Here is a 20810-nt window from a genome sequence, read left to right on the forward strand (position 1 = left end):
TTGAGCAAGGTCGATGGGTGATATGCCGGCCTGCCCGCCAAGGAGGGCGTGGCCCGCTCGAAGCCAAGACCTACTAGATCAAGCTCGTCGACAAAGACGTCCACCACTCGTACGGTGTTATCAGCATCGACGTAGTCGTCGAGACACTCAGGTAGCAGTGCGACTTGATCTCGTGCCGCGCTTTCAATAAATCGCTTCATGGGCCAACATCGAAAGACGTGTTGACTAACTATAGGCAATCAACACGTTTTTACACAGCCTCGGTCGGAATCGGCCCCAGATGCTACTTCTGACATTGGAAGTAGCACCGAGACTCGCTGTTGGCAGAAGATCAGAGGACCAGCGCAGTCGTCAGCCTGGAAGCCAATGAAACGCCAATCCGATCGCGCCAAGGATTAGGGCCATACCAGCAGAGAACGCGACGATTAGATCGACATAGGTTCGCCAAGCGGGCCTATATAAGTTGACGAGGATTGATTGCCCTAGTTTTCACTCGCCACTGGGAAAACGTCGCCGACGCGACAGGCGTCGCTTATCGTGGCTATGCGACAGACCGTCTCCGGATAGCGAAGGGATTGAGCGGGCGAGTCCAGCACGGCGAGTTCGCCGGCTCGCCGTCCCGACTCTGCTACAAGCATTCCTGTGCTTGCTCAGGTAACGCGCACGAACTCTCCTTCGGCGAAGAACCACGCCGACATCGTCCGTGCCAGCTCGAGCACAACCTCCGCGTCGGTCCGGCCGGAGGACGCGCGCACGTGGAACGAATGATCTGCGTCGTCCACCACATGCAGCGTGGCGCGTGGCCCCAGCGTCTGAACGACCGACCTCAGCAGGTGAAGCTCGGCCAGCTTGTCGCGCGTGCCTTGCAGGAAGAGAATCGGTACCGTGACGTCCGCCAGGTGGTGTGCCCGCTCTACGCCGGGCGCGCCCGCCGGGTGCAGCGGGAACGCGACGAAAGCGAGGCCACGCACGCCCTCGAGCGGGGAGATGGCTTGGGCCTGGGACGTCATGCGGCCGCCGAACGACCTGCCGCCCGCGAAGAGCGGCAGGGCTGGCAGCCTCCGGCGCGCCTCTGCGACGGCTGCCTGCACGGCAGCATGTGCCACGGCCGGCGAGTCCACCCGCTTGGAGCCCCGCTCCATGTACGGAAACTGGTAGCGCAATGTGGCGACATTGGCGGCCGCAAGCGCGTCGGCCAATGACGACATGCCGGTGTGCTGCATGCCCGCCCCGGCGCCGTGCGCGAAGACATACAGGGCTCGCGCGTCCTCCGGCACTCGGAGGAGCGCGGAGACCTTAGTGCCGTCGGGCAGTGCCAGGGAAAGCGATTCTGGGTCGTCCATCGTATTCAGGTCGTGTCGTTGTGGCCTTTGCGCCGATTCTGCATCAATGAGGCATCGGGGATGGAGCGTGCGCCTATCGTGAACGGCGCCGCAGTCGCGATGTGTCGGTTGACGACCGCAAGCCCGACCTGTGGGCCGCAACGTCATCCGCGCTTTGAGACATCTGGGTATCAGCACGCCTGCATCATTGTCAGCAAGCTGTTGCGACACTGCAATCAGCGTTAAAGGAAGTTCACGGCACCCCGCCGAAAAAGATGCTCAGGTGCATCGAGGAGGCGCGTCTCACCGGGATGCTCCAATGAATTCGGCTGTGATCAAAAGCTCAATCCGGAGGCCACCGCATTGCCGCCATTGCGCGATTACGACCGGGTTTTCGGGCGGCGAGCGCGAGGGGGTGAGCACGTCGGAACGCGAACATCTTAAGGCGCTGGAGCGTGAAGTCAAGGAACTGCGCCGCCCCAACGAGATTCTGAAACTGGCGAGTGCGTTTTTCGCCCAGGCGGAGCTCGACCGCCGCCTGAAGTCCTGAAGGCCTTCATCGATCAGCATCGCGACACCTTCGGGGGTCGAGCCGATCTGCAAGGTCTTGCGGATTGCTCCGTCGGGCTACCGGCGCCATGCTGCGCAGCTTCGCGGGCGTCGCGCCGCTGCGCTCGTGCCATACGCGATGAACGCCTGCGGCCCGAGATCCAGCGTATCTGGCAAGCCAACATGCGTGTCTATGGAGCGGATAAAGTCTGGAAGCAGCTGAACCGAGAGCGTATCGCGGTGGCTCGCTGCACGGTCGAACGGCTCATGAAGCAGGTCGCTGTAGCCATGCATGCCCTCGGGAGATCCGGGGACCTTGATCTCGACGATCAGCAGGGTCAGCGCGATTGCGAAGACCGCGTCGCTGATTCCCTCGAAGCGGTCAAGTCCCCGCTCGGCACCGTGCGTTTCCGCGGCGGTAGATTGGTTAAGCCTACGTAGCGTCATGTAAGTCCTTTCGCACGCCGGAGCCGCTCCTCGCGGCACAGCACGCGTAATCTTTGTCGGACAGTCTGACTTACAGTATGACGCTTTTGGCCGAAGCCAATCGGAAGCCCTCTACGCGTGTGCGTCGGACATCTCGCCAGGATCAAGAGTTTGAAAGGCGAGTGGCGTGCGAGCCATCGAACGATGGCGTTCGCATTTCGGTCAATCGTCAAACGGAGGATGAGTAAAGATGCGCCAAGACGACCAACGTCCGTCATAGAACCGGGCCCGGTTACGCGTGCCAGCGTGGTGATTATTGGCCGCCACCGCAACTTACCCAGTGCTTGTCGAGTTGTCCCAGTCCCAACGGGACCATGAGAACAAGGAGGCCGTAAAGTCCTGGTCTCAAGTTAGCGAGCGCCACCGTCAATGGAGCTGCGGCAAATAGCGTCCCGACGGTGTCCTTCGCGAGTCAAAGTGCTTAAGGTCCCTGTCGACCCCCGCTTAACCGTCCTTCCCAGTCCTTCGTCTCGGTCAGGTATGCGTCCATCTCCTGCCAGAACTCATCGGAAGGGTTTTCAAAGAGGCGGGCGAAGGACTCGCTGAATTCATCAGCGGTCTTTGCGCCGAAAACGATCGTGCTTACCGCCGAATGCCGCAGCGGAAAGAGCAGGGCAGCGGTAGCCAGGCAGACGTGATGGCGCTGGCAAATACGTTCCAATTCTTCCGTTTGCAACAGGGCCGGTCGCGTCGCGGGGCGCATGTTGTAGAAGGCGTCGGGACGGGAACCGGTCGCGAGAATCCCCGAATTGAATGGCGACGCCGCGATCCAGGCGATGCCGTTCTCGGCGCAGTGCTGCAGCAATGCGGTGCTGCCGGTGCGAAGCAACGAGTACTCTCCCGCCGGCATGACGACATCGACGCCGGCCAGTTCGGCGAAGTCCAGACAGGCCTGCCAGTCCATGCTGGCGACACCTATCGCGCCAACCACTTTTTCATCCTTGAGTCGCTGTAAGGCGGGAAACGCACCTTCGACGGCCGTCATGAGTTCCTCGCGATACGCCGTTCGGGCAAAACCGGGATCGAGATCGTGAATAAAAACGGCATCGAGACGATCGACCTTCAGCCGCGACAGGCTGCGCTCGACCGATCGCAGCGTCGTATCGTACGTGTAGTCCAGGTAGAAGTCGCTACCACCTGGCAAGGAGCTTGCGCCAGGCTGGCTCAAGTACCTGCCGAGTTTGGTCGATACATACAGCTCGTCTCGCGGATACTCAGCCAGCGCCGCGCCGAGCCGCTGCTCGCTTTCACCGCCAAGATAAGCCGCTGAGGTATCGAAATATCGGACGCCGCTGGCCCACGCGGCATGAATCATGTCTGAGAACGCCTGCTCGCCCGCGGCGTTCGCGAGGCTGCCGGCTCCGACTCCCACCCGAGGAAACCGAACAGTTCCATTCGGCGTTGCAATTCTCGCGTTCATTAATTTCGGCATCCTTTATAAAGTATTCACAGAATGGCATCAATATGGTGGCTGCCGCAAAGACGCTGGCCGCCGAAAATGCGTCGGCGAGCTTACCTGGTATGTTCGTTTGCGGCGATGTAATCGCGGCGCACGCGTTCCGCGGAGGCCTTGAGAACGGCGACGGCCCGCGCGCCGACACGTTCCGAATAACGTACCGACGGAATCGCGACGTTCAGCGATCCAAGCGGAAAGCCCGACGATGACAACACCGGCACGCCCACGCCGACGATGCCCTGCGTGTATTCGTCGATCGAATAGGCGACCCCGGTCTGTCGGATGGTTTCGATCTGTGCGAGGAGCGCCTTCTTTGCTGTGATCGTCTTTGATGTGATGGCTTGCATCTTCACGGTCTTGATGTACTCGCTGCGCATCTGATCCGGAAGAAAGGCGAGAATCACCTTTCCGCCCGACACAGCATAAAGCGGCGCAAGATCGCCGAGTCGCAGATGCGACACCAGCCGTTGCGGGCTGGTCACCGTCGCGGCGACTTCCACCTGGTCGCCCTTGAGCTGATTGAGCGCGCAGGACTCCAGCGTCTGTTGTGTAATCTCTGCCAGCACCGGTCGCGCGCAGCTGACGAGCGAACGGCTATGGGTGGACTGCTGGGAAAGCCGGATCAGCGCTTCGCCAAGGCGATAACCCTTGGTGACAGGGACGAATTCGACAAAGCCACGAGCCGTAAGGTTCTTGAGCAGCTTGGTCAGCGAACTCTTCGGTATGTCCAGCGCTTCCGCGATTTCCGCATGGGACATCTCGCGTCCCCATCGCGCGAGCAACTCGATCACGTCGAGCACCCGATCCGCCGACTTCACCACTCCATTCGATTCGTCTTCCAACAGCATATCCAGCTCCTGTTTACCTATGGAAACACCTTGGCGTCATGATACTGGACCAGCGAGGAACGTCCGCATCCGCGCTTGGATGTGTCTCGCCTGTTCGTCGAACGGCAGGCCACGTAGCGCGAGCGTCGGCGCCTCGACAGCGAGCGGAAGATCAGACCGCAGTTTCCACAGCAGTTCGCGCAGCGGTAATTCACCATCTCCGGGTAGCAGCCGGGCCGTTCTCGCTTCTTTTCTCCGCGCTTCGAGAGACTGCGGTGCGGCGCTCGGTGCATCGCAAATCTGGATGTATTCGATCAGCGCCGGGTCGATCGCATCGATCTGCTCGCACGTTGCGCCCGAACGGAAGAATTGCAGTGCGTCAATCAGTATCCGCGCGTTCGGCTGTCCGCTGGATCGCACGAGCTCGAGCGCGTCGGCCGGCGTGCTGACCGCGCAGTACGTGATCGCTTCGAGTCCGACCGAAAGGCCGAAACCGTCCGCCGCCTCGCAGAGACGGCCGAAGTTGTCCCGCAGGCGATCGCGTTCGGTGTCGTTGCCGACGCAGAGCACGTGCCGCGCACCGAGCGTACGACCCGCTTCGAGTGCGGGCAGTAGTGACGCGACATCCGTCTGCGGGCTCAGCCAGATGGCTTCGATATCCAGTAGCCTGACGCCGGTTGCGTCGAGTCGCGCGTGTAGCTCGCGGATGAGTGCGGGATTGTTCGCGACGTCCACGATCGCATCCGTAGCGGTAGGGGCGATCAGCCGCAAGCCGCAATACTCGAATCCCGCAGCGGCTGCCGCATCGACGAGTTGCAGCGGATGCGCGTCGAGGATGGTCAGATGATGCAGCGATAGTTCATGCATGAGAACGCGTCCGTAACATTAAAAATGGCTCGAGGCGCACAGCGATCACTTCCGAGGCGGAAGCACGAAATCATAGGCAAGCAGGGCGGTCGGGACTTCGACGCGGTGACCGGCCGGACTCAGGCCCGGTGCGAGCGGCGCCAGCGGCTCGATCAGTGCGTCCTTCACGCCGAACACGACGTCGGAATCCAGGTAGACGTCGCCGCTCACGAACACATGCGTAACGAGCGTCTGGAAGCCGGGAGCACTGACGCGAAAGTGCACGTGAGCCGGGCGGTACGGATGCCGCCCCTGCGCATCGAGCATGCGGCCAACCGGGCCGTCGTTCGGAACCGGATAGGCCGCAGGCACGATCGACCGATACCAGAACGAGCCGTCCGGATCGGTCAGGAAGCGCGCGCGCATGTGTAGCTCCGCCTTGCCCGCCGTCTTCTGCACGTCATAGAAGCCATGGCTGTCCGCGTGCCACGTCTCTACCCGTGCGCCCGCGATCGGATCTCCGCGCAGATCGCGTACGGTGCCTTCTACCAGCAGAGGGTCTCCCGGCTCGCCATCCGCGATTGAAGCGCCCAGCGGCAGCGTAGCCGCTTCTTCGACATAGAACGGACCGAGCACCGTGGTTTGCGTCGCGTCGCCCGGATAGCGATGATTGATCGCGTCCACGAGCATCGATACACCGAGCGTGTCGGACAACAGAATGAACTCCTGCCGGGTGTCGGTGCACATCTGCCCAGTCTGCGTAAGAAAGCGAATCGCAGCGGCCCATTCGTTTTCGGTTGGCTCGATCTCCTTCACGAACGCATGCAGGTGACGAACCAGTGCGTCGCTGATTTTGTGCACGCGTTCGCTCTTGCTTCCCGCGAGACGCTCGATGACCGCTGCGGTGATGTTGTCTTCGTTGAAATTGCGCATCGCGTTTTCCTCACAGCGAATCGGGTTGTGGTGCTGCGCCGCGCCATGCCCGTTCCAGCATTGCCCTGATCGAGTCATGGTCCGGCGCGCGCGGATTCGCATAGGTTTCTCGCAGCACCAATTCGGCCGCACGCCCGATGCCTTCGTGCGGCATGCCGATCTCGGCAAGAGACTGGGGAACGCGCAGCCTGGTGCCGAGCGCGTGCAGTCCGGTCCATGCGTCATCGGTGTCGAGCGCGCATGCGATGCGGCGCATTGCATGCGGCGCCGCGCCAGCCTGGTAGGCGACGATGTGCGCAAGCATGATCGCATGCGTGTCGGCATGCGGCAGATCGAAAGTGCCGCCCAGTACGTGACACACCTTATGATGCAGCGCCATGCCGACGGAGCCGAGGCAGGTTCCGCACAACCACGCGCCGTACTGGGCGCGGCTGCGCGCGTCACGACTGGCGGGATTGGCGAGGATCTCGGGCAGCGCGGTGGCGAGGGCCGCGATACCTTGTTCAGCCATGATCGACGTGACCGGATTGGCGTCTACGGCATAGAGCGCTTCCACCGCGTGAGCCATCGCGTTCAGACCGCTCGACGCCGACAAGCGCACGGGCAGCGTCAGGGTGAGTTCGACATCGTAGATCACGGCTTCCGGCAACACGTCGAGCGTACGACGCGTACGTTTCTCGCCGTCCTGCGTTTCGCCGATGATCGGCGTGACTTCAGAGCCGGCGTACGTAGTGGGCAGCGCGATTTGCGGCAGGCCGGTGCGCAGCGCAAGCGCTTTCGCGAGGCCGATCGCCGAGCCGCCGCCAACAGCGATCAGGGAGTCGGCGCCAGTCCCTTGGGCGACGGCGAGCGCACGCGATGTCACGTTCCACGGCGTGTGCATCGCGGCCTCGGAGAAGACATGCACCTGTGCCTCGGAGAACAACGACGCGATGGCGTCAGCCAAGTCCTTCTGTTCCGGCGTGGAGATGATCAATGGACGCGTGCAGCCCAGTTGCCGGGCGACTTCAGGCGTTTCCCGACGCCTGCCCGCACCGAACAGTACGCGTGCCGGCAGCGCGTGGTAATCGAAGCGCATCGGCGAGACGTCCTCCATCACAGCGCTCCGTTCTGCAGATACTGGCGGCCGCGCGCATAGAGCGCTTCGACCTCCGGGCCGGTCAGCGTCGGCATGTCGCGTTTGACCTTGTAGCCGATGCGGGTCTGCATATACGCGAGATGCCGGTAGCCAGCGGGAAACTCGCGCAGCAGCGCCCCATCGAGAACGGGACGGGCGTCCGGCTCGACCGGATCAAGACGATCCTTTTCATAGATGGGCTGACGAAGCAACAGCAGCCATCGGTCTTCGACCTTCTCGAAGAAGTCATAGAAGCGGCCGGTGCACACGACGTCGCATAACGTGCCTTCGACTTCTCCACGCTGCGAAATGGTCATCTTGGTCTGAGCGATGGCACGCGAGCCGCTCACTTCGATCGACGTGCCGCCCAGAAAGTGCAGGATGCTCACGCCATTCGCCCAACCGGCCTTCGTCACTTCGATGAACTCGCGACCGCTTCCCTGAAACCACGTCGCCATCATACGGCCGTCCGGATGCCAGAGTGTCGCGAAACGCTCCCAGTCGCCCGCATCTCGCCACACCGCCCAGTTTTCGATCGTCTCACGGATCGTCAATCGATCAATCATCGCCTGCTCCATCTGTCGGTCCTCGATGTTCACACATAGGAATGAGTTTCCATGGTGGTGCTTAAGAGCACGCCAGGTCAAGCGGTTTTTGTCGCAAACCGGGACATTCCCTAGTTTGTTTCCCTATGTGAATGAATGTCGACATCACCGTTGACGGGCCGGATCCGTGTTTCTAGCATGGGAACCAGGTTATGGACAGGAACAAAGGAAATGGAAATGCAACCGGTAAAGCAACGAAGATTCGAAACACGCACGGCCATCGTGACGGGCGCCGCGCGTGGCATCGGGCGCGGCATCGCAGAGCGTCTTGCGGACGAAGGCTGCCGCGTCGCCTGTTGGGATATCGATTGTTCACCGCTCGTAGCAGGCGGTCACTCGCCCGCGGCACTCGTGCAGGCCGTCGATCTTGCCGACGCGCGTTCCGTCGACGCAGCGTTCGCCGCCACGCTCGCGTCGTTCGGTCATGTAGACATACTCGTGAACAACGCCGGCATCAATGGACCGGTCATGCCTATCGAGGACTACCCGCTCGACGCATGGAACCGCGTTCTCGCCGTCGATCTGAACAGCGTCTTCCACACCTGTCGCCTCGCCGTACCACACATGCGCGAACGCGGGGCGGGACGCATCGTCAACGTGGCGTCGATCGTCGGCAAGGAAGGACATCCGAACATTTGCGCCTATGCCGCGGCGAAGGCGGGTGTCATCGGTCTGACGAAATCGATCGCGCGCGAGCTGGCCGGCACGGGCATCACGGTCAACGGCATCGCGCCTGCGATCACCGAAACGGATCTTTTCCGGGAGATGACGGAGGAGCACATCGAGACCAGCAAGGCACGCATTCCGATGGGGCGGTTTTTGACCGTTCCGGAAATCGCCGCCATGGTGGCGTGGATCGCGAGCGACGAATGCAGCTTCACGACCGGTTTCACCTTCGACCTGTCAGGCGGCCGTGCGACGTATTGAGCCCGCAACCCAACGCGAGCTTTGTTCCCGATCACCGACAAGACACATGCAGGAGACGAAATGGCACTGACGCATCAGCAGAGCAGCAATCAGGCACGAACCGCCACCGCGAGCGCGTGGATCGGCTCGGCGCTGGAGTACTACGACTATTTCATTTACGCCCAAGCCGCCGCGCTGGTTTTTCCCCAACTCTTCTTTCCCTCCGGAGACAGCCGCGTTGCGATCGCCGCGTCGCTCGCGACTTATGGCGTCGGCTATCTTGCACGACCAGTCGGCGCATTCGTGCTCGGCCGTCGTGGCGATACACATGGACGCAAGAACCTGCTTCTCACGTGCATGTTCATGATGGGGTTGTCGACACTCGCTGTGGGTCTTCTGCCGACATTCGCGCAAGCGGGCTTCGTAGCGCCGATCCTGCTCGTGATCTTGCGGCTCATCCAGGGTTTCGCGGTCGCCGGGGAGATCTCCGGTTCCAGTTCCCTCGTGCTGGAGCATGCGCCGCTCGGCCGTCGCGGCTACTTCGCCAGTTACGCGATGCAGGGCGTGACCGCCGGACAGGTGTTCGCTGCGGCCATCTTCATGCCGCTCGCCTACTATCTGCCCGAGAAGGAATTCCTGACATGGGGTTGGCGCGTACCGTTCCTGCTGAGTGTGCTCGTGCTCGTAGCCGGTTATGTAATTCGGCGCAAAGTGTCGGAGACACCGGCTTTCGTCGATGAAGCGCAACATCGGCGGATTCCCGCGTCGCCCGTCAAGGAAGCGTTACGCGATGGCTGGCGAGATATCGTGCGCATCGCCGCAATCGCGTTGATTGCGATCATCCTCGCGGTGACTTCGATCTTCGGCGCGGCCTATGCGGTGCAGCCCGCTTACGGTATCGGTCTTTCGAAAGGCTTTTTTCTCTGGATTCCACTGCTCGCCAATCTGACCGCGATGTTCTTCATTCCCTTCGCAGGCAGTCTGTCCGATCGATGGGGACGCCGGCCGCTCATCATATTCGGCGCGCTTGCATCGGGCCTGCTGTCGTATGGGTATCTCTATGCGATCAGTCTGCACAACGCCATGCTGGCGATCGGCATCGCGATCGTAATGTGGGGCGTGGTGTATCAGTGCTTCAACGCGGTATATCCGAGCTTCATGCCTGAACTGTTCCCGACGCGTATCCGGGTTACCGCCATGGCGATCGGCCAGAACATCGGCACGGCCATCACCGCGATCTTGCCGGCGTTCATCGCAGCTGCCGTCCCGCCGGGCACGCAGCACATTCCGTTGATCGTCGGGACGATCACGCTGATCGTCTGCGGTGTCGGCGCACTGGGTGCATGGACGGCGCGCGAAACCTACCGGCTGCCCGTCAGCGCGCTCGGCCAGCGAGATGCATCGCCGATCAGTCAGGAGGAGTACGACAGCCTGCGTGCGGACATTCGCAGGAAGAAAACTGCGTCCAATGTTCCCGTATGAGGGCGATCTCTGTGTACCGCGGTCCGCGTCAGGTGACGGGCGGTACCGCACCTTCGAGCAAGGTCTTGACGAGCCGCGCGCGACGCTTTTCGAGGTCCGCGATCTGACGTTCGATAGCTTCGAGCCTTACCCGCTGGACCTCGGTGATCTGGTCGCATGAGCGGGCGCCTTCGCTCAGAAGCATGCAATCCGGAAAGCCGCGAATATCGTCGATGGTGAAACCGGTCGCGATCATGCGCTGAATCTGCTTGACCTGCGTTACTGCCTTCTCGGGGAACATGCGATAGCCATTGCTCGCGCGTACCGAGGCGAGCAGACCATGTTCGTCGTAATGCCGGAGCGATCGCACGCTCGCGCCGGTGAGTTGCGAGAGTTGTCCGATCGTCAGCAGTTCCTGAGAAGACGTGTTTTTCGTGAAAAGCAAGGTAGCACAATTCGCTTGACTCTCACATCGGTGTAAGGGTTGAGACTAGGCGCACTGACACGCTCTCAGGAAAGACAATGAGCTTACGAACGTTCCTCCACTTTTTGACTTCCGCGTTCTCTGCGGCGACGCTGTTCGCGTGCGCACCCGACACAAGCGCGCGGCCGGCAAGCTATACGGTTACATCGACGGATGGGGTGAAGCTGGCGGTTCAGGAAAGCGGCAATCCGAATGGCCCTCCCATCATTCTGGTGCACGGACTACTCGGCAGCCGCCTGAACTGGGACGCGCAGGTGCAGAGTCCCGAATTGCGCCAATACCGGATCATTACGTACGATCTGCGCGGTCATGGTCTGTCGGATAAGCCATCCGGCCCGGAGCCGTATCATGACGGAAACCGTTGGGGGGACGACCTCGCAGCCGTGATACAGGGCTCACACGCGCGCAAGCCCGTCGTGGTCGGCTGGTCGCTGGGCGGCGTGGTGATATCGAACTACCTCGCCAAGTATGGCGATCGCGCGATCGCGGGCGCCGTGTACGTCGACGGCGTGGTCGAACTCGCCCCGGGTCAGATCGTCGATTGCCCCGAGGTTTATCGAGACATGAATTCGCCCGATCTGAAGACGCATCTCGACGGTGAACGCACGTTCGTCGGCCTTTGTTTCAACCATCGGCCTGACGCCGATACATTCGACCGGCTGCTCGCGAACGCCGCGATGGCCTCGTGGGACATGCAAAAGGAAGTGCCGACGATGACGGTCTTCGCTGCGGAGGGGCTCGGCAAGGCGCGCGTATCGCTGCTCTTCATCTACGGCGGCCATGACGCGCTGGTCGACAGGCGTGCGACGCTGGCTCGCGCGGCCGTGCTGAATCCACGCATCGTCAGCAAGGAGTACGCGGACTCGGGTCACGCGCCGTTCATCGAGGAACCCGAGCGTTTCAATCGCGATCTGGCCGAGTTCGTCAGGTCGGTGTCGCAACAATGAAGTCGCGTCTTACGAGAAGGTGACCACGGTGCATGAACTTGCGCAAGACTTCTTTCCGGGCTTCGCGAAGCTCGACGTCGAAGCGGGCGATGTCTCGTTTCGCGGCAGGATTGGCGGAAGCGGATCGCCGGTTTTGCTGTTGCACGGCTACCCGCAGACTCACGTTGCGTGGCGATTGATTGCGCCGACGCTTGCGAGGTCGCACACCGTCATCGTGCCGGATCTGCCGGGGTACGGCGACAGCCGGACTTGCAACGATCAGCCGCGATGGACCAAACGTCGCGTAGCCAGCGCGCTCGTCGCGCTGATGGACCGACTCGGGCACGAGCGCTTCGCAGTGGTCGGGCATGATCGCGGCGCTCGGGCCGGATACCGGCTTGCGCTCGACCATCCTCGACGCGTTGCCGCGTATGCCTCGCTGACGGTGATACCGACGCTCGATGCATTCGCAGGTATCGACAAGACGTTCGCGTTGAACGCCTGGCACTGGTTCTTCATGGCGCAGCCGGGCGATCTGCCGGAGCGGATGCTTGCGGCTGATCCAGACGCTTATCTCGACGCCGCACTGGCGAAGATGGCGGGCGGTCTCGAGCGGATCGATCCTTTGGCACTCGCCGCCTATCGAAGCGCGTTCAGGAATCCGCACGTGCGCCACGCCATGTGCGAAGACTATCGCGCCGCTGCTTCCGAGGACCTGGAGCACGATGCAAGCGATTCAGCTGCGGGCCGAAGACTCGCCTGTCCGGTCCTGGTTCTGTGGAGCGAGAGCGAACAGAAGGGGAGAAGGATCCTGCCCCTTGACGTGTGGTCCCGATGGGCAACGAACGTGACGGGCAAGGGATTGCCCGGCGGCCATCTGTTGCCTGAGGATGCCCCGAATGAGGTCTTGATGTCCCTTGAGGATTTTTTGGTCGGACAGGTTTAGCGTTGGCTTTAGCTCCAACAGTGTAAATAAGGAGGCCGGTCAGAGAACGGCCGAGAAGGGTCGTGAGGGTGAGTTCACCGTGCAGGTTGCGGCCGTTCGACCCAGCGACGCCGCCGACGTCAGCAATTCGTCGGACTGCTGTCGTAGGAGTCGGCCAGTTCCAAGGCCCGCAAAGGCCGACTTGGGGCAAGGAGACCGCACGGACGGTCACGACGAAAAAGATAGAGGAAGACAATGTAACTCCCTTCAACTCAATGGGAGTCTGTCATGGGAGGCAATCTAAGCCGTGAGCCCTGGAACAAAGGCAAGTTGGTTGGTCAAAAGCCGCCGCTGAAGCCGAAAGACGTCTGGGCAATCCGGATTACCTTCATAACGCGCACGGGTTAATGATCTAGCGCTATTCAATCTTGCGATCGACAGCAAGCTGCGCGGGTGCGACTTGGTTCAACCTGCATGTTCGCGACGTGACGCATGACAATCAGATATTGCCCCGCGCGATGATAGTGCGGCGCAAGACTAAACGGCCCGTGCAGTTCGAGTTTACAGGGCCCGCTCGCCCTGCGGTCGCTGCATGGATTGAAAAAGCTAAGTTGAGGTCCGAGGAGTACCTTTTCCCAAGCCGCTTTTCTCGGTCGCCGCATATCTCAGCGCGACAGTACGCTCGGAAGGTCGCCCCTGATCCGACCGCTTACGGCGCACACTCGATCCGTCGGACGAAGGCGACTTTGATTTGCAAGCGGAAGAAGAACCTCAGAGCGGTTCAATTTCTGCTTGGACATAGCAAGCTCGAAAGCACCGTTCGATACCTCGGCATAGAGGTCGACGACGCGCTCGAGATTCCCCGAGCAAACATAAATCTAAAAAGTCGCGGCCGTTGGACCGGCTGTTTGTCGCTGCGGCCGCTTTCGCGTTTGGTGCACCGCTCCGTGCGGCCAATCTCCGACGTCCGGCGCCGTCGGTTCATATTCGAGTGACTGTTGATCTCCCTTCTTTGGCCGTTCCTTCAGGCTCGATAGCAATGGCGACATTCTGCTTACCACGTGGACTCATATCAGCTATCACATGGCGTTGTTGTGGCTTCCCATAGGTGCCGGCACGGTTAAAGCGGTCTATCGCTATAAGCGGCTGCACCCGGCAACAGATCATTAAAGGCCCTCGCCCTGCGAAACCCGCAGCGCTATCGGTCTACAAAATCGCAAACGTTCTGCCCTAAGTCGGACATGGTTGATCGCATGCTATTTGGCTGCGTTGCGTCGGTCCAGCCGACCGCGCGGGAGCCAGTCGGCCACAATCGGTGTCATTGGACAGTCACTGGCGAATCGCTGACAATTGAGCGACCCTGCAACGATGACCTACGGCTGCCGGAAGCGATATGCGCCCCAACTTTCTAGTCTCCGACCGCACCGCCCAGTATCGAACAATCGCGCTGATCCTGATATCAATGTTCTGTTTCGCTGTCGTCGATGCGCTAGGCAAGGCAGTGGCGCTTGGTTATCCAGCGAACGAAGTAACGTTTTTTCGCATGCTGTTTGGCATCGTGCCTGCGGTCGTTGTCGGCCTTAAAGGCGGAGGGTTATTCGCCCGCGTTAAGAAGGTTGACTTTCGCGGACAGACGACGCGTGCGGTCACGCTTCTCGGGGCTTCCGGCCTATTCTTCGCGGGCTTGCCGTACCTGCCATTAAGCGAGGCCGTGGCGATTGTCTACTCGGAGGCGATATTCGTCGTTGTCTTCGCCCCGTTGCTCCTCGGGGAGCGCTTGTTTGCGCGGAATGCGGTCGCCGCGTGCGTAGGCTTTGTCGGCGTGCTTCTAGTCGTCCGGCCTCAAGGTAGCTTGTCGAATCTCATTGGCCCATGTTTGCTCCTTACGAGTGCGTTGTGCGGTGCTCTTTCTATGATTCAAATTCGCAAGCTCAAGGTTGACGACGACTCAAGCATCACAGTGCTTTTCTTCACGGCTTTCGGCACCGTGGTTACGAGTGTTTCTCTGGTCTTTGCGTGGAGGACGCCGACACTGAAGGACCTGCTGATCATGGCGTTGTTGGCTCTATTCGCCACGACAGGCCAGCTACTTTTTACGGTCGCGGTACGGCGCGAAAGTGCTGCGAAGCTAGCCCCCTACACCTATACAAGCATCATTTGGGCAACGTTATTTGGATTTCTCGTGTGGGGCGAAACGTTAGGCTTCGTTTCAGTCCTGGGAATATTGACCATCGTCGGGAGCTCAATCGCTGTTGCGGTTCGGGAAGAGCCGCCGGAAGGCCCAGCGGTCTAGTGACGGACGGCCGAGTCCACGAGCAAAAGCGTTGGCCGGTCGATGATTTGGCTAACTGGGACAGCCGTTTTTCACTTACCTGGCACAGTTTTCACTTTCCGTGGCACGCGACATCTTTTGTCGGGTGACACCACCAGTGAGAAAGTGCATCGTTGAAGTTAAAGCGCTTTTCAGAAAGGGCGGCACCGAGCGGCCGGCAGGTGCCACGGAAAGTGCAAATTTCCCGCGCACTGCCGCAGTAAGTGAAAAATCCTCGGTGTTCCATCGACGCGCCCGGAGTAGACGGAGCATTTGCGTCACAAGTTGCCTGATAAATCCCGGTTGTAATCCGGCGAATGCCTTTGCGCGCGGGGAAACACTGCGAAACGTCAGCGTGCCGCTGGCCAGATCGCGTTCGAAGACAGCGATGTCACCCCGGAACTCGCTGAGCACGTATAGATGGCGCCCGGAAGGCAGGCGCAAAATGACGCGGACCGAAGCCGCGATCCAGGTCCACCATGTCGACTTCTTTTCGACGTTTGCGTGAGCTTGCCCGTGTGCCGGTCAATTGCAAATGTGAGCAGGGGAGCGCCGGGAGCCAACGCGTACCTGCGACGAAAGGCGACTGATCCGCAGAAAGCGCTAAAGGCATGACACGGTCCGCCGCAGGATAGCGATCTAGCGGTGTCAGGCTTCGGGTCCGGCCGTCGAGTCTGAATACGCCTATGTCTCCATCGTCGGCGTACGAAACGAAAGCGAAGTAGTTCATCTCGCTTTTGCGGAGTATCGGGTCCGACGTCTGATTACATGTTGAACCAAATAGTACGAAACAGCTCCTCACTGCATCAAGCTCCCTAGTATTTTCCCTTACCGCCAAGCCTGGTTTTCACGCAGATTGTCCTGCGCAATGTCAGTATTGCGTTCATTGCATTGCCAATATGTGCGCGGAATCGTATCGTCGTGTCCATTCAAGGAGACATTGATGAAGATCGCATTTCTGGGCGCAGGCGCGCTGGGCTGCGCCATCGGCGCTGCGCTGACCGAAGGGGGGCACGAGACGTGGCTCGTCGACAGGTTCGCCGCGCACGTCGAGGCCATGTCCCGCGACGGCCTGCAGGTCGACGACGAGCGCGGCACGCGCCGCGTCAAGGTGCGCGCGACGATGAATCCCGCCGCCGTCGGGCCGGTGGACCTCGTGATCGTCCTGGTCAAATCCTTCCACACCGATTCGGCGATGCGCGGCGCGCTCGACCTCGTCGGCCCCGAGACGCTTGTGCTCTCCCTTCAGAACGGCCTCGGTCACGAGGATCTGCTCAGCGAGATCGTCGGACGCGAGCGAGTGCTCGCGGGGAAGACCTATGTCGGTGGAGTGTTGCGCGCACCCGGCCACATCCAGTCCGGCGTTACCGGAAAGATCACAATCATCGGCGAGCTCGACGGCCGCGTGACCCCCCGCGCGCAAGCGGTGGCGGATGCGTTCAACAGTGCGGGTCTCTCGACCCTGGTCAGCGACAACATCCTCGGCACGATGTGGGACAAGCTGCTGATTAACGTCGCCACCGGTGCGATTACTGGCATCACCCGTCTGACATATGGGCAGCTTTACAGCGATCCCGTGCTGAAGGCGACGTCGCTCGCTGCCGTTGAAGAAGCGATGACGGCTGCAAAAGCGGCCGGCATTACGCTGTCCATTACGAATGCCGAAGACGCCTGGAACATGGCCGCCGAAGGACTGCCGGCCGGGTTCAAAACCTCGATGCTGCAAAGCCTGGAAAATTCCTCCGTCACCGAAATCGACTTCATCAACGGTGCGGTCGTGCGATGGGGCGAGCGGCTGGGCGTGCCGACGCCGGTGAACTCGACGCTCGTTGCGTGCATAAAAGGCATTGAGCGTGGCATGACTGAGCGCAAGAGAGAGGGGGCCGCGGCATGAGCGTACCTAAAGCTTATCTCGAACACGTGGCGATCTGGGTGAAGGACATCCACTGGCACATCCGCTTCTTCGAACAAGTGCTCGGCATGACCATGCGCGAAGTGGACGGCCCGCGCGAAGAGCCGCGTCAGTACTGGACACTCGGCGGGCTCCAATTCATCAGCGATCCTCTCCACGAGGGCCCTGAAGGCCGGCTCGCGCATCTCGGCGTGATGTGTGAGGACCTCGAAGGCGCGCTCGCCGCCGCGCAGCCCTTCGGCGTCACTGAAATGTCGCAGGGCCGCAACTGGCTGCGTCTGCCCGACGGACTCGCCGTCGAACTCATTCAGGCAAAACCCGCCGCATGCGTTGCGCAGGCGCTGTCGATCAATCCACGCGCGGAGGCGTGAGCATGAGCACCACCACCGAAAAATACTGGGACGATGCGCAGGAAGGCGACGAATGCGTCAGCCCGACCTACACGGTCACGAAGGAACGCATCCTCGCTTACGCCGATCTCACGGGCGACCACACGCCGGTGCATGTGGATGAAGAATACGCCAATGCGAGCCATTTCGGGTCGATCGTCGCGCATGGTCTATTCGGCCTGTCCATTGCCGATGGGCTCAAGACACAGAGCGACTATCGCTTCCTGCCGGGCATGTCGCTCGGCTGGACGTGGGACTTCGTGCTGCCCATCAAGGTCAACGACGTGCTGCATGTGAAGTTTCGCGTGACGTCGATGCGGGCGAGCAAGAGCCGCCCGGGCTGGGGCATCGTAGTGTTGCCATCCGAACTGATCAACCAGAGCGGCGAAGTCGTTCAACGCGGCGAGCATCGTCTGATGATCCCGCGCCGTCCGGGAGCCTACTGATGCAAGCCCGTCCTCTCGAAGGCATTCGCGTCGTCGACTATAGCCACTTCCTGGCCGGTCCCTATGTCGGACGCTGCCTCGCCGCGCTCGGCGCCGAAGTCATCAAGGTCGAGCGTCCCGGCAGCGGTGATGCAGGCCGCCAGCACGCGACGATTCTCGACGACCAGCAAAGCGCCTACTTCCTCCAGTTGAACATGGGCAAGCGCGGCGTGAGCGTCAATATGAAAGAGCCGCGAGGTAAGGCTTTCATGGAGCGCCTTTGCGATTCGGCGGATGTTTTCATTGAGAACTATCGCCCCGGAGCGCTGGACAAGCTCGGCCTCGGCTATGGGGCGTTGTCCGAACGCAATCCCGGTCTCGTCTATTGCTCCATCTCGGCCTATGGGCATACAGGTCCGGACGCGCATCGCGCAGGCTTTGGGCTGATCGCGGAAGCGAAGAGCGGCATCATGCAGATGATCGGCAACCCCGGCGAACCGCCACCGCTCATGCGCATTTCGCTCGGCGACATGTACACCGGCATCCACGCGGTCGCCGCGATCAACGCTGCGTTGCTGGGCCGCGTAAAGAGCGGACGCGGCCAGCATATCGACATGGCGCTGTACGACACGCTGTTCTCGATGCACGAATACGCCGTCCAGTGCTACACGATGCAGGGCGTGGTCCCCGAACAGACCGGCCATGACATGCCGACATCAACTTTATACGGCGTGTTCCGGGCAAGCGATGGGGATCTGGTCATCGCCGCGCAGGTCGATGATTCGTGGAAGCGGTTCGCGACGGCCGTCGAGCAAAACGGCGGCCCCGCGGGCTTCGCCACTGATGCGCGCTTGCATAGCCTAAACGGGCGCAATGCGAACCGCGAGGCCATTCTCTCGGTTGTGAAGCCATGGGTCGCTGCGCGTAACGTCGCCGATGTGCTCGCGCTGCTCGACAGCGTCGATGTGCCATGCGCCAAGGTACAACGCATCGACGAGGTCGTGGCCGATCCGCAGATCGTCGCGCGTGGCATGGTGATCGAACAGGAGCATCCGCGCCTGGGCACGCTGCGTCTGCCGAACCTGCCATTTCGCTTCTCGGACTGCGATACGTCGATTCGCGATGTTGGCCCGGATCTCGGGCAGCACAACGAGGAAGTCGCCCGATCGCTGGGCTTCAGCGCGGCCGAAATCGATTCGATGCAGACCGATGGCGTGCTGTTCTCGAAGCGGAGCGCGTGATGGGCGATCGTTATGCGGTCATCGGCAATCCGATCGGGCACACGAAGTCGCCCTTGATCCACGGCTTCTTCGCGCAAGAGACCGGTCAGGATATGAGCTATAAGGCCATCGAAGGGCCTGTGGAACCTGCCAGCGGCTTCTCTGACAGCGTCAGAAGTTTCATTGCTGCGGGCGGCCGCGGCATGAACGTGACCGCACCCTTCAAACTCGAAGCATTTGCAATGTCCGATGAGCGCAGCGAAAGAGCCGAGCTCTCAGGTGCGGTCAACGCGATGAAGTTCGAGAACGGCCGCATCATCGCGGAGAACTTCGATGGCGTCGGCCTCGTGCGCGACATCGAAGTCAATCTGCATCAGCCGATGGCCGGCAAGCGCGTGCTGATCCTCGGCGCGGGCGGCGCCGCGCGCGGCGCGCTGCTGCCGTTCGTCGCGGCACGGCCCGCCGAACTCGTCGTAACAAACCGGCACGTGGACAAGGCGCGGGCACTTGTGGAACAGGTCGCCAGACCGCTCACTGCTGCCGGATCGCTCATTGCATGCGGGTATGCGGATCTGGAGGCTATGGGGCGCTTCGACCTGGTTATCAACGCGACATCGGCGAGCCTGACAGGGCAACTGCCGCCGGTGCCACCTAGTGTCTTCAGCGCCAGCGGAAGCGCCTATGAACTCGCTTACGGGAAGGGACTCACGCCTTTCTTGCGGCTCGCGCGCAATGCAGGTGTGCAAGGTATCGCTGACGGCGTGGGCATGCTGGTCGAGCAGGCGGCGGAGGCGTTTGCATGGTGGCGGGGCATTCGTCCGGAAACGCGCACCCTTATCGACCGTCTGACTGTTCCGCTCGATTGACCCGAAGAGGACATCTTGCATGCAAGCCGAGCCATATCGTTTCTGCAGGTACGAAGTCGACGGGCCGCTTCTTACATTGACGATCGACCGGCCCGAGGTTCTGAACTCGCTTCACCCCGATGCGCACCGCGAACTTGCCGACGCCTTCGACCGGTATGCGGCAGATCCCGCGTTGCGCGTGGCCATCGTCACCGGTGCGGGCGAGCGCGCCTTCTGTGTCGGCACGGACTTGAAGGCACTCGATGCTACCGGCGACCACACCAAGCCATCGACAGGCTTTGCAGGCATCACGCATCGCTTCGACTTGTGGAAGCCGTTGATCGCCGCAGTCAACGGCCTGTGTCTCGGCGGCGGCATGGAAATTCTCGCCGCGTGCGATCTCGCCGTTGCCGCCGCTCATGCGCAGTTCGGCCTTCCCGAGCCACGTGTCGGTCTGGCAGCGCTTGGCGGCGGCCTCCTGCAGCGCCTGCCAAGACAGGTCGGCATGAAGGATGCCATGGCGCTGGTGCTCACCGCCAGACGCATTCCGGCGGAGGAGGCGCGTCGCATCGGCCTGATCAACGAGATTGTGCCGGCAGCCGAACTGATGAGCCGGGCACGTGCGCTCGCCGACGACATTCTGGCCTGTGCGCCGCTCGCTATTCAGGCATCGAAGCAGGTGATGCTGAGAAGCCTCGCACAGGCGGACCTCGCATCGACGATGCACGAGGATTATCCGCTCGCGCAGCGCATGCTCGCGAGCGACGACGCGCGCGAGGGTCCCAAGGCGTTCGCCGAAAAGCGTCCGCCGAAGTGGACCGGCCAATAGCCGGGCGAACGCATCCATCCCTCGATCGGACCGCTC

General features: G+C 61.4%; 20 protein-coding genes, 4 pseudogenes and 1 other annotated feature. Of the genes and pseudogenes, 13 read left to right on the forward strand and 11 right to left on the reverse strand.

What is annotated here, in order from left to right; genetic code table 11:
- A pseudogene (locus NCT32_RS34745) lies at window positions 1–200 on the reverse strand (IS5/IS1182 family transposase); the annotation flags it as partial.
- Between the two features lie 450 nt (window positions 201–650).
- Window positions 651–1343 carry an alpha/beta family hydrolase gene (locus NCT32_RS34750; protein WP_061119038.1) on the reverse strand — a complete coding sequence of 231 codons (693 nt, stop codon included), beginning with the start codon at window positions 1341–1343 and terminating at the stop codon, window positions 651–653.
- Window positions 1344–1722: 379 nt separating this feature from the next.
- On the opposite strand from NCT32_RS34750, the pseudogene NCT32_RS34755 reads away from it, so the two are divergent.
- Window positions 1723–2156 (forward strand): annotated as a pseudogene (locus NCT32_RS34755) (IS3 family transposase); the annotation flags it as partial.
- Window positions 1827–1944 (forward strand) — a sequence feature (AL1L pseudoknot). It overlaps the preceding pseudogene by 118 nt.
- A 27-nt stretch (window positions 2157–2183) precedes the next feature.
- Here the strand turns inward: NCT32_RS34755 and NCT32_RS37395 are convergent.
- The 7 genes and pseudogenes from NCT32_RS37395 to NCT32_RS34785 all read right to left on the reverse strand — a co-directional run.
- A pseudogene (locus NCT32_RS37395) lies at window positions 2184–2318 on the reverse strand (TMEM175 family protein); the annotation flags it as partial.
- Between the two features lie 460 nt (window positions 2319–2778).
- Window positions 2779–3777, reverse strand: coding sequence for an aldo/keto reductase (locus tag NCT32_RS34760; RefSeq protein WP_250477567.1), 999 nt, complete (start codon window positions 3775–3777; stop codon window positions 2779–2781).
- A 92-nt stretch (window positions 3778–3869) separates the two neighbouring features.
- Complete coding sequence (locus NCT32_RS34765; protein ID WP_250491376.1) at window positions 3870–4661, reverse strand: IclR family transcriptional regulator; 792 nt, start codon at window positions 4659–4661, stop codon at window positions 3870–3872.
- Window positions 4662–4697: 36 nt separating this feature from the next.
- Complete coding sequence (locus tag NCT32_RS34770) at window positions 4698–5507, reverse strand: sugar phosphate isomerase/epimerase (protein ID WP_061119042.1); 810 nt, start codon at window positions 5505–5507, stop codon at window positions 4698–4700.
- 45 nt (window positions 5508–5552) lie between these two features.
- Window positions 5553–6419 (reverse strand): intradiol ring-cleavage dioxygenase, encoded by an 867-nt coding sequence (locus tag NCT32_RS34775; RefSeq protein WP_061119043.1) that lies wholly within the window; start codon window positions 6417–6419, stop codon window positions 5553–5555.
- 10 nt (window positions 6420–6429) lie between these two features.
- A complete protein-coding gene (locus tag NCT32_RS34780) occupies window positions 6430–7515 on the reverse strand; it encodes a maleylacetate reductase (RefSeq protein WP_061119044.1) in 1086 nt (361 codons plus the stop codon).
- Window positions 7515–8102, reverse strand: coding sequence for a nuclear transport factor 2 family protein (locus NCT32_RS34785; protein WP_409219317.1), 588 nt, complete (start codon window positions 8100–8102; stop codon window positions 7515–7517). Before NCT32_RS34785 ends, NCT32_RS34780 begins: the two co-directional genes overlap by 1 nt.
- A 216-nt stretch (window positions 8103–8318) precedes the next feature.
- Here NCT32_RS34785 and NCT32_RS34790 point away from each other — a divergent pair, with 216 nt between their 5' ends.
- Window positions 8319–9068: an SDR family NAD(P)-dependent oxidoreductase gene (locus NCT32_RS34790; RefSeq protein WP_061119095.1), complete on the forward strand. Its 750-nt coding sequence runs from the start codon at window positions 8319–8321 to the stop codon at window positions 9066–9068.
- A 60-nt stretch (window positions 9069–9128) separates the two neighbouring features.
- Window positions 9129–10529, forward strand: a complete 1401-nt coding sequence (locus NCT32_RS34795; RefSeq protein ID WP_061119046.1) for an MFS transporter — start codon at window positions 9129–9131, stop codon at window positions 10527–10529.
- Window positions 10530–10557: 28 nt separating this feature from the next.
- Here NCT32_RS34795 and NCT32_RS34800 read toward each other — a convergent pair whose 3' ends face one another.
- Window positions 10558–10953 carry a MerR family transcriptional regulator gene (locus tag NCT32_RS34800; RefSeq protein WP_061119047.1) on the reverse strand — a complete coding sequence of 132 codons (396 nt, stop codon included), beginning with the start codon at window positions 10951–10953 and terminating at the stop codon, window positions 10558–10560.
- A 77-nt stretch (window positions 10954–11030) separates the two neighbouring features.
- Here NCT32_RS34800 and NCT32_RS34805 point away from each other — a divergent pair, with 77 nt between their 5' ends.
- The 4 genes and pseudogenes from NCT32_RS34805 (at window position 11031) to NCT32_RS34820 (ending at window position 15136) form a co-directional block, all read left to right on the forward strand.
- Window positions 11031–11939 (forward strand): alpha/beta fold hydrolase, encoded by a 909-nt coding sequence (locus NCT32_RS34805; protein WP_250491377.1) that lies wholly within the window; start codon window positions 11031–11033, stop codon window positions 11937–11939.
- A gap of 19 nt (window positions 11940–11958) precedes the next feature.
- Entirely contained in the window at window positions 11959–12864 is a 906-nt protein-coding gene (locus tag NCT32_RS34810; RefSeq protein ID WP_061119049.1) for an alpha/beta hydrolase, read from the forward strand.
- A gap of 267 nt (window positions 12865–13131) precedes the next feature.
- Window positions 13132–13703, forward strand: a pseudogene (locus tag NCT32_RS34815) (tyrosine-type recombinase/integrase); the annotation flags it as partial.
- Window positions 13704–14236: 533 nt separating this feature from the next.
- Window positions 14237–15136 carry a DMT family transporter gene (locus NCT32_RS34820; protein WP_061119050.1) on the forward strand — a complete coding sequence of 300 codons (900 nt, stop codon included), beginning with the start codon at window positions 14237–14239 and terminating at the stop codon, window positions 15134–15136.
- A 75-nt stretch (window positions 15137–15211) separates the two neighbouring features.
- Here the strand turns inward: NCT32_RS34820 and NCT32_RS34825 are convergent, their stop codons facing one another.
- Window positions 15212–15568: a hypothetical protein gene (locus NCT32_RS34825; protein ID WP_143756356.1), complete on the reverse strand. Its 357-nt coding sequence runs from the start codon at window positions 15566–15568 to the stop codon at window positions 15212–15214.
- A gap of 529 nt (window positions 15569–16097) precedes the next feature.
- Here NCT32_RS34825 and NCT32_RS34830 point away from each other — a divergent pair.
- From NCT32_RS34830 to NCT32_RS34855, 6 genes are read left to right on the forward strand one after another with little or no spacing between them, the layout of a single operon-like run.
- Window positions 16098–17048, forward strand: a complete 951-nt coding sequence (locus tag NCT32_RS34830; RefSeq protein ID WP_061119051.1) for a ketopantoate reductase family protein — start codon at window positions 16098–16100, stop codon at window positions 17046–17048.
- The gene (locus NCT32_RS34835) at window positions 17045–17437 is read left to right on the forward strand and encodes a VOC family protein (RefSeq protein ID WP_061119052.1); all 393 of its coding nucleotides are present in this window, start codon (window positions 17045–17047) and stop codon (window positions 17435–17437) included. The genes NCT32_RS34830 and NCT32_RS34835 overlap by 4 nt, the downstream gene beginning before the upstream one ends.
- Window positions 17438–17439: 2 nt before the next feature.
- Entirely contained in the window at window positions 17440–17901 is a 462-nt protein-coding gene (locus NCT32_RS34840; RefSeq protein ID WP_061119053.1) for a MaoC family dehydratase, read from the forward strand.
- Window positions 17901–19121 carry a CaiB/BaiF CoA-transferase family protein gene (locus tag NCT32_RS34845; RefSeq protein WP_061119054.1) on the forward strand — a complete coding sequence of 407 codons (1221 nt, stop codon included), beginning with the start codon at window positions 17901–17903 and terminating at the stop codon, window positions 19119–19121. The genes NCT32_RS34840 and NCT32_RS34845 overlap by 1 nt, the downstream gene beginning before the upstream one ends.
- Entirely contained in the window at window positions 19121–19966 is an 846-nt protein-coding gene (gene aroE, locus NCT32_RS34850; protein WP_061119055.1) for a shikimate dehydrogenase, read from the forward strand. The genes NCT32_RS34845 and aroE overlap by 1 nt, the downstream gene beginning before the upstream one ends.
- Window positions 19967–19985: 19 nt before the next feature.
- Window positions 19986–20774 carry an enoyl-CoA hydratase-related protein gene (locus NCT32_RS34855; RefSeq protein WP_061119056.1) on the forward strand — a complete coding sequence of 263 codons (789 nt, stop codon included), beginning with the start codon at window positions 19986–19988 and terminating at the stop codon, window positions 20772–20774.
- Window positions 20775–20810 lie beyond the last annotated feature (36 nt).

It is taken from the genome of Caballeronia sp. INML2, from assembly GCF_023631365.1.
Classification (GTDB): Bacteria; Pseudomonadota; Gammaproteobacteria; order Burkholderiales; family Burkholderiaceae; genus Caballeronia; species Caballeronia turbans.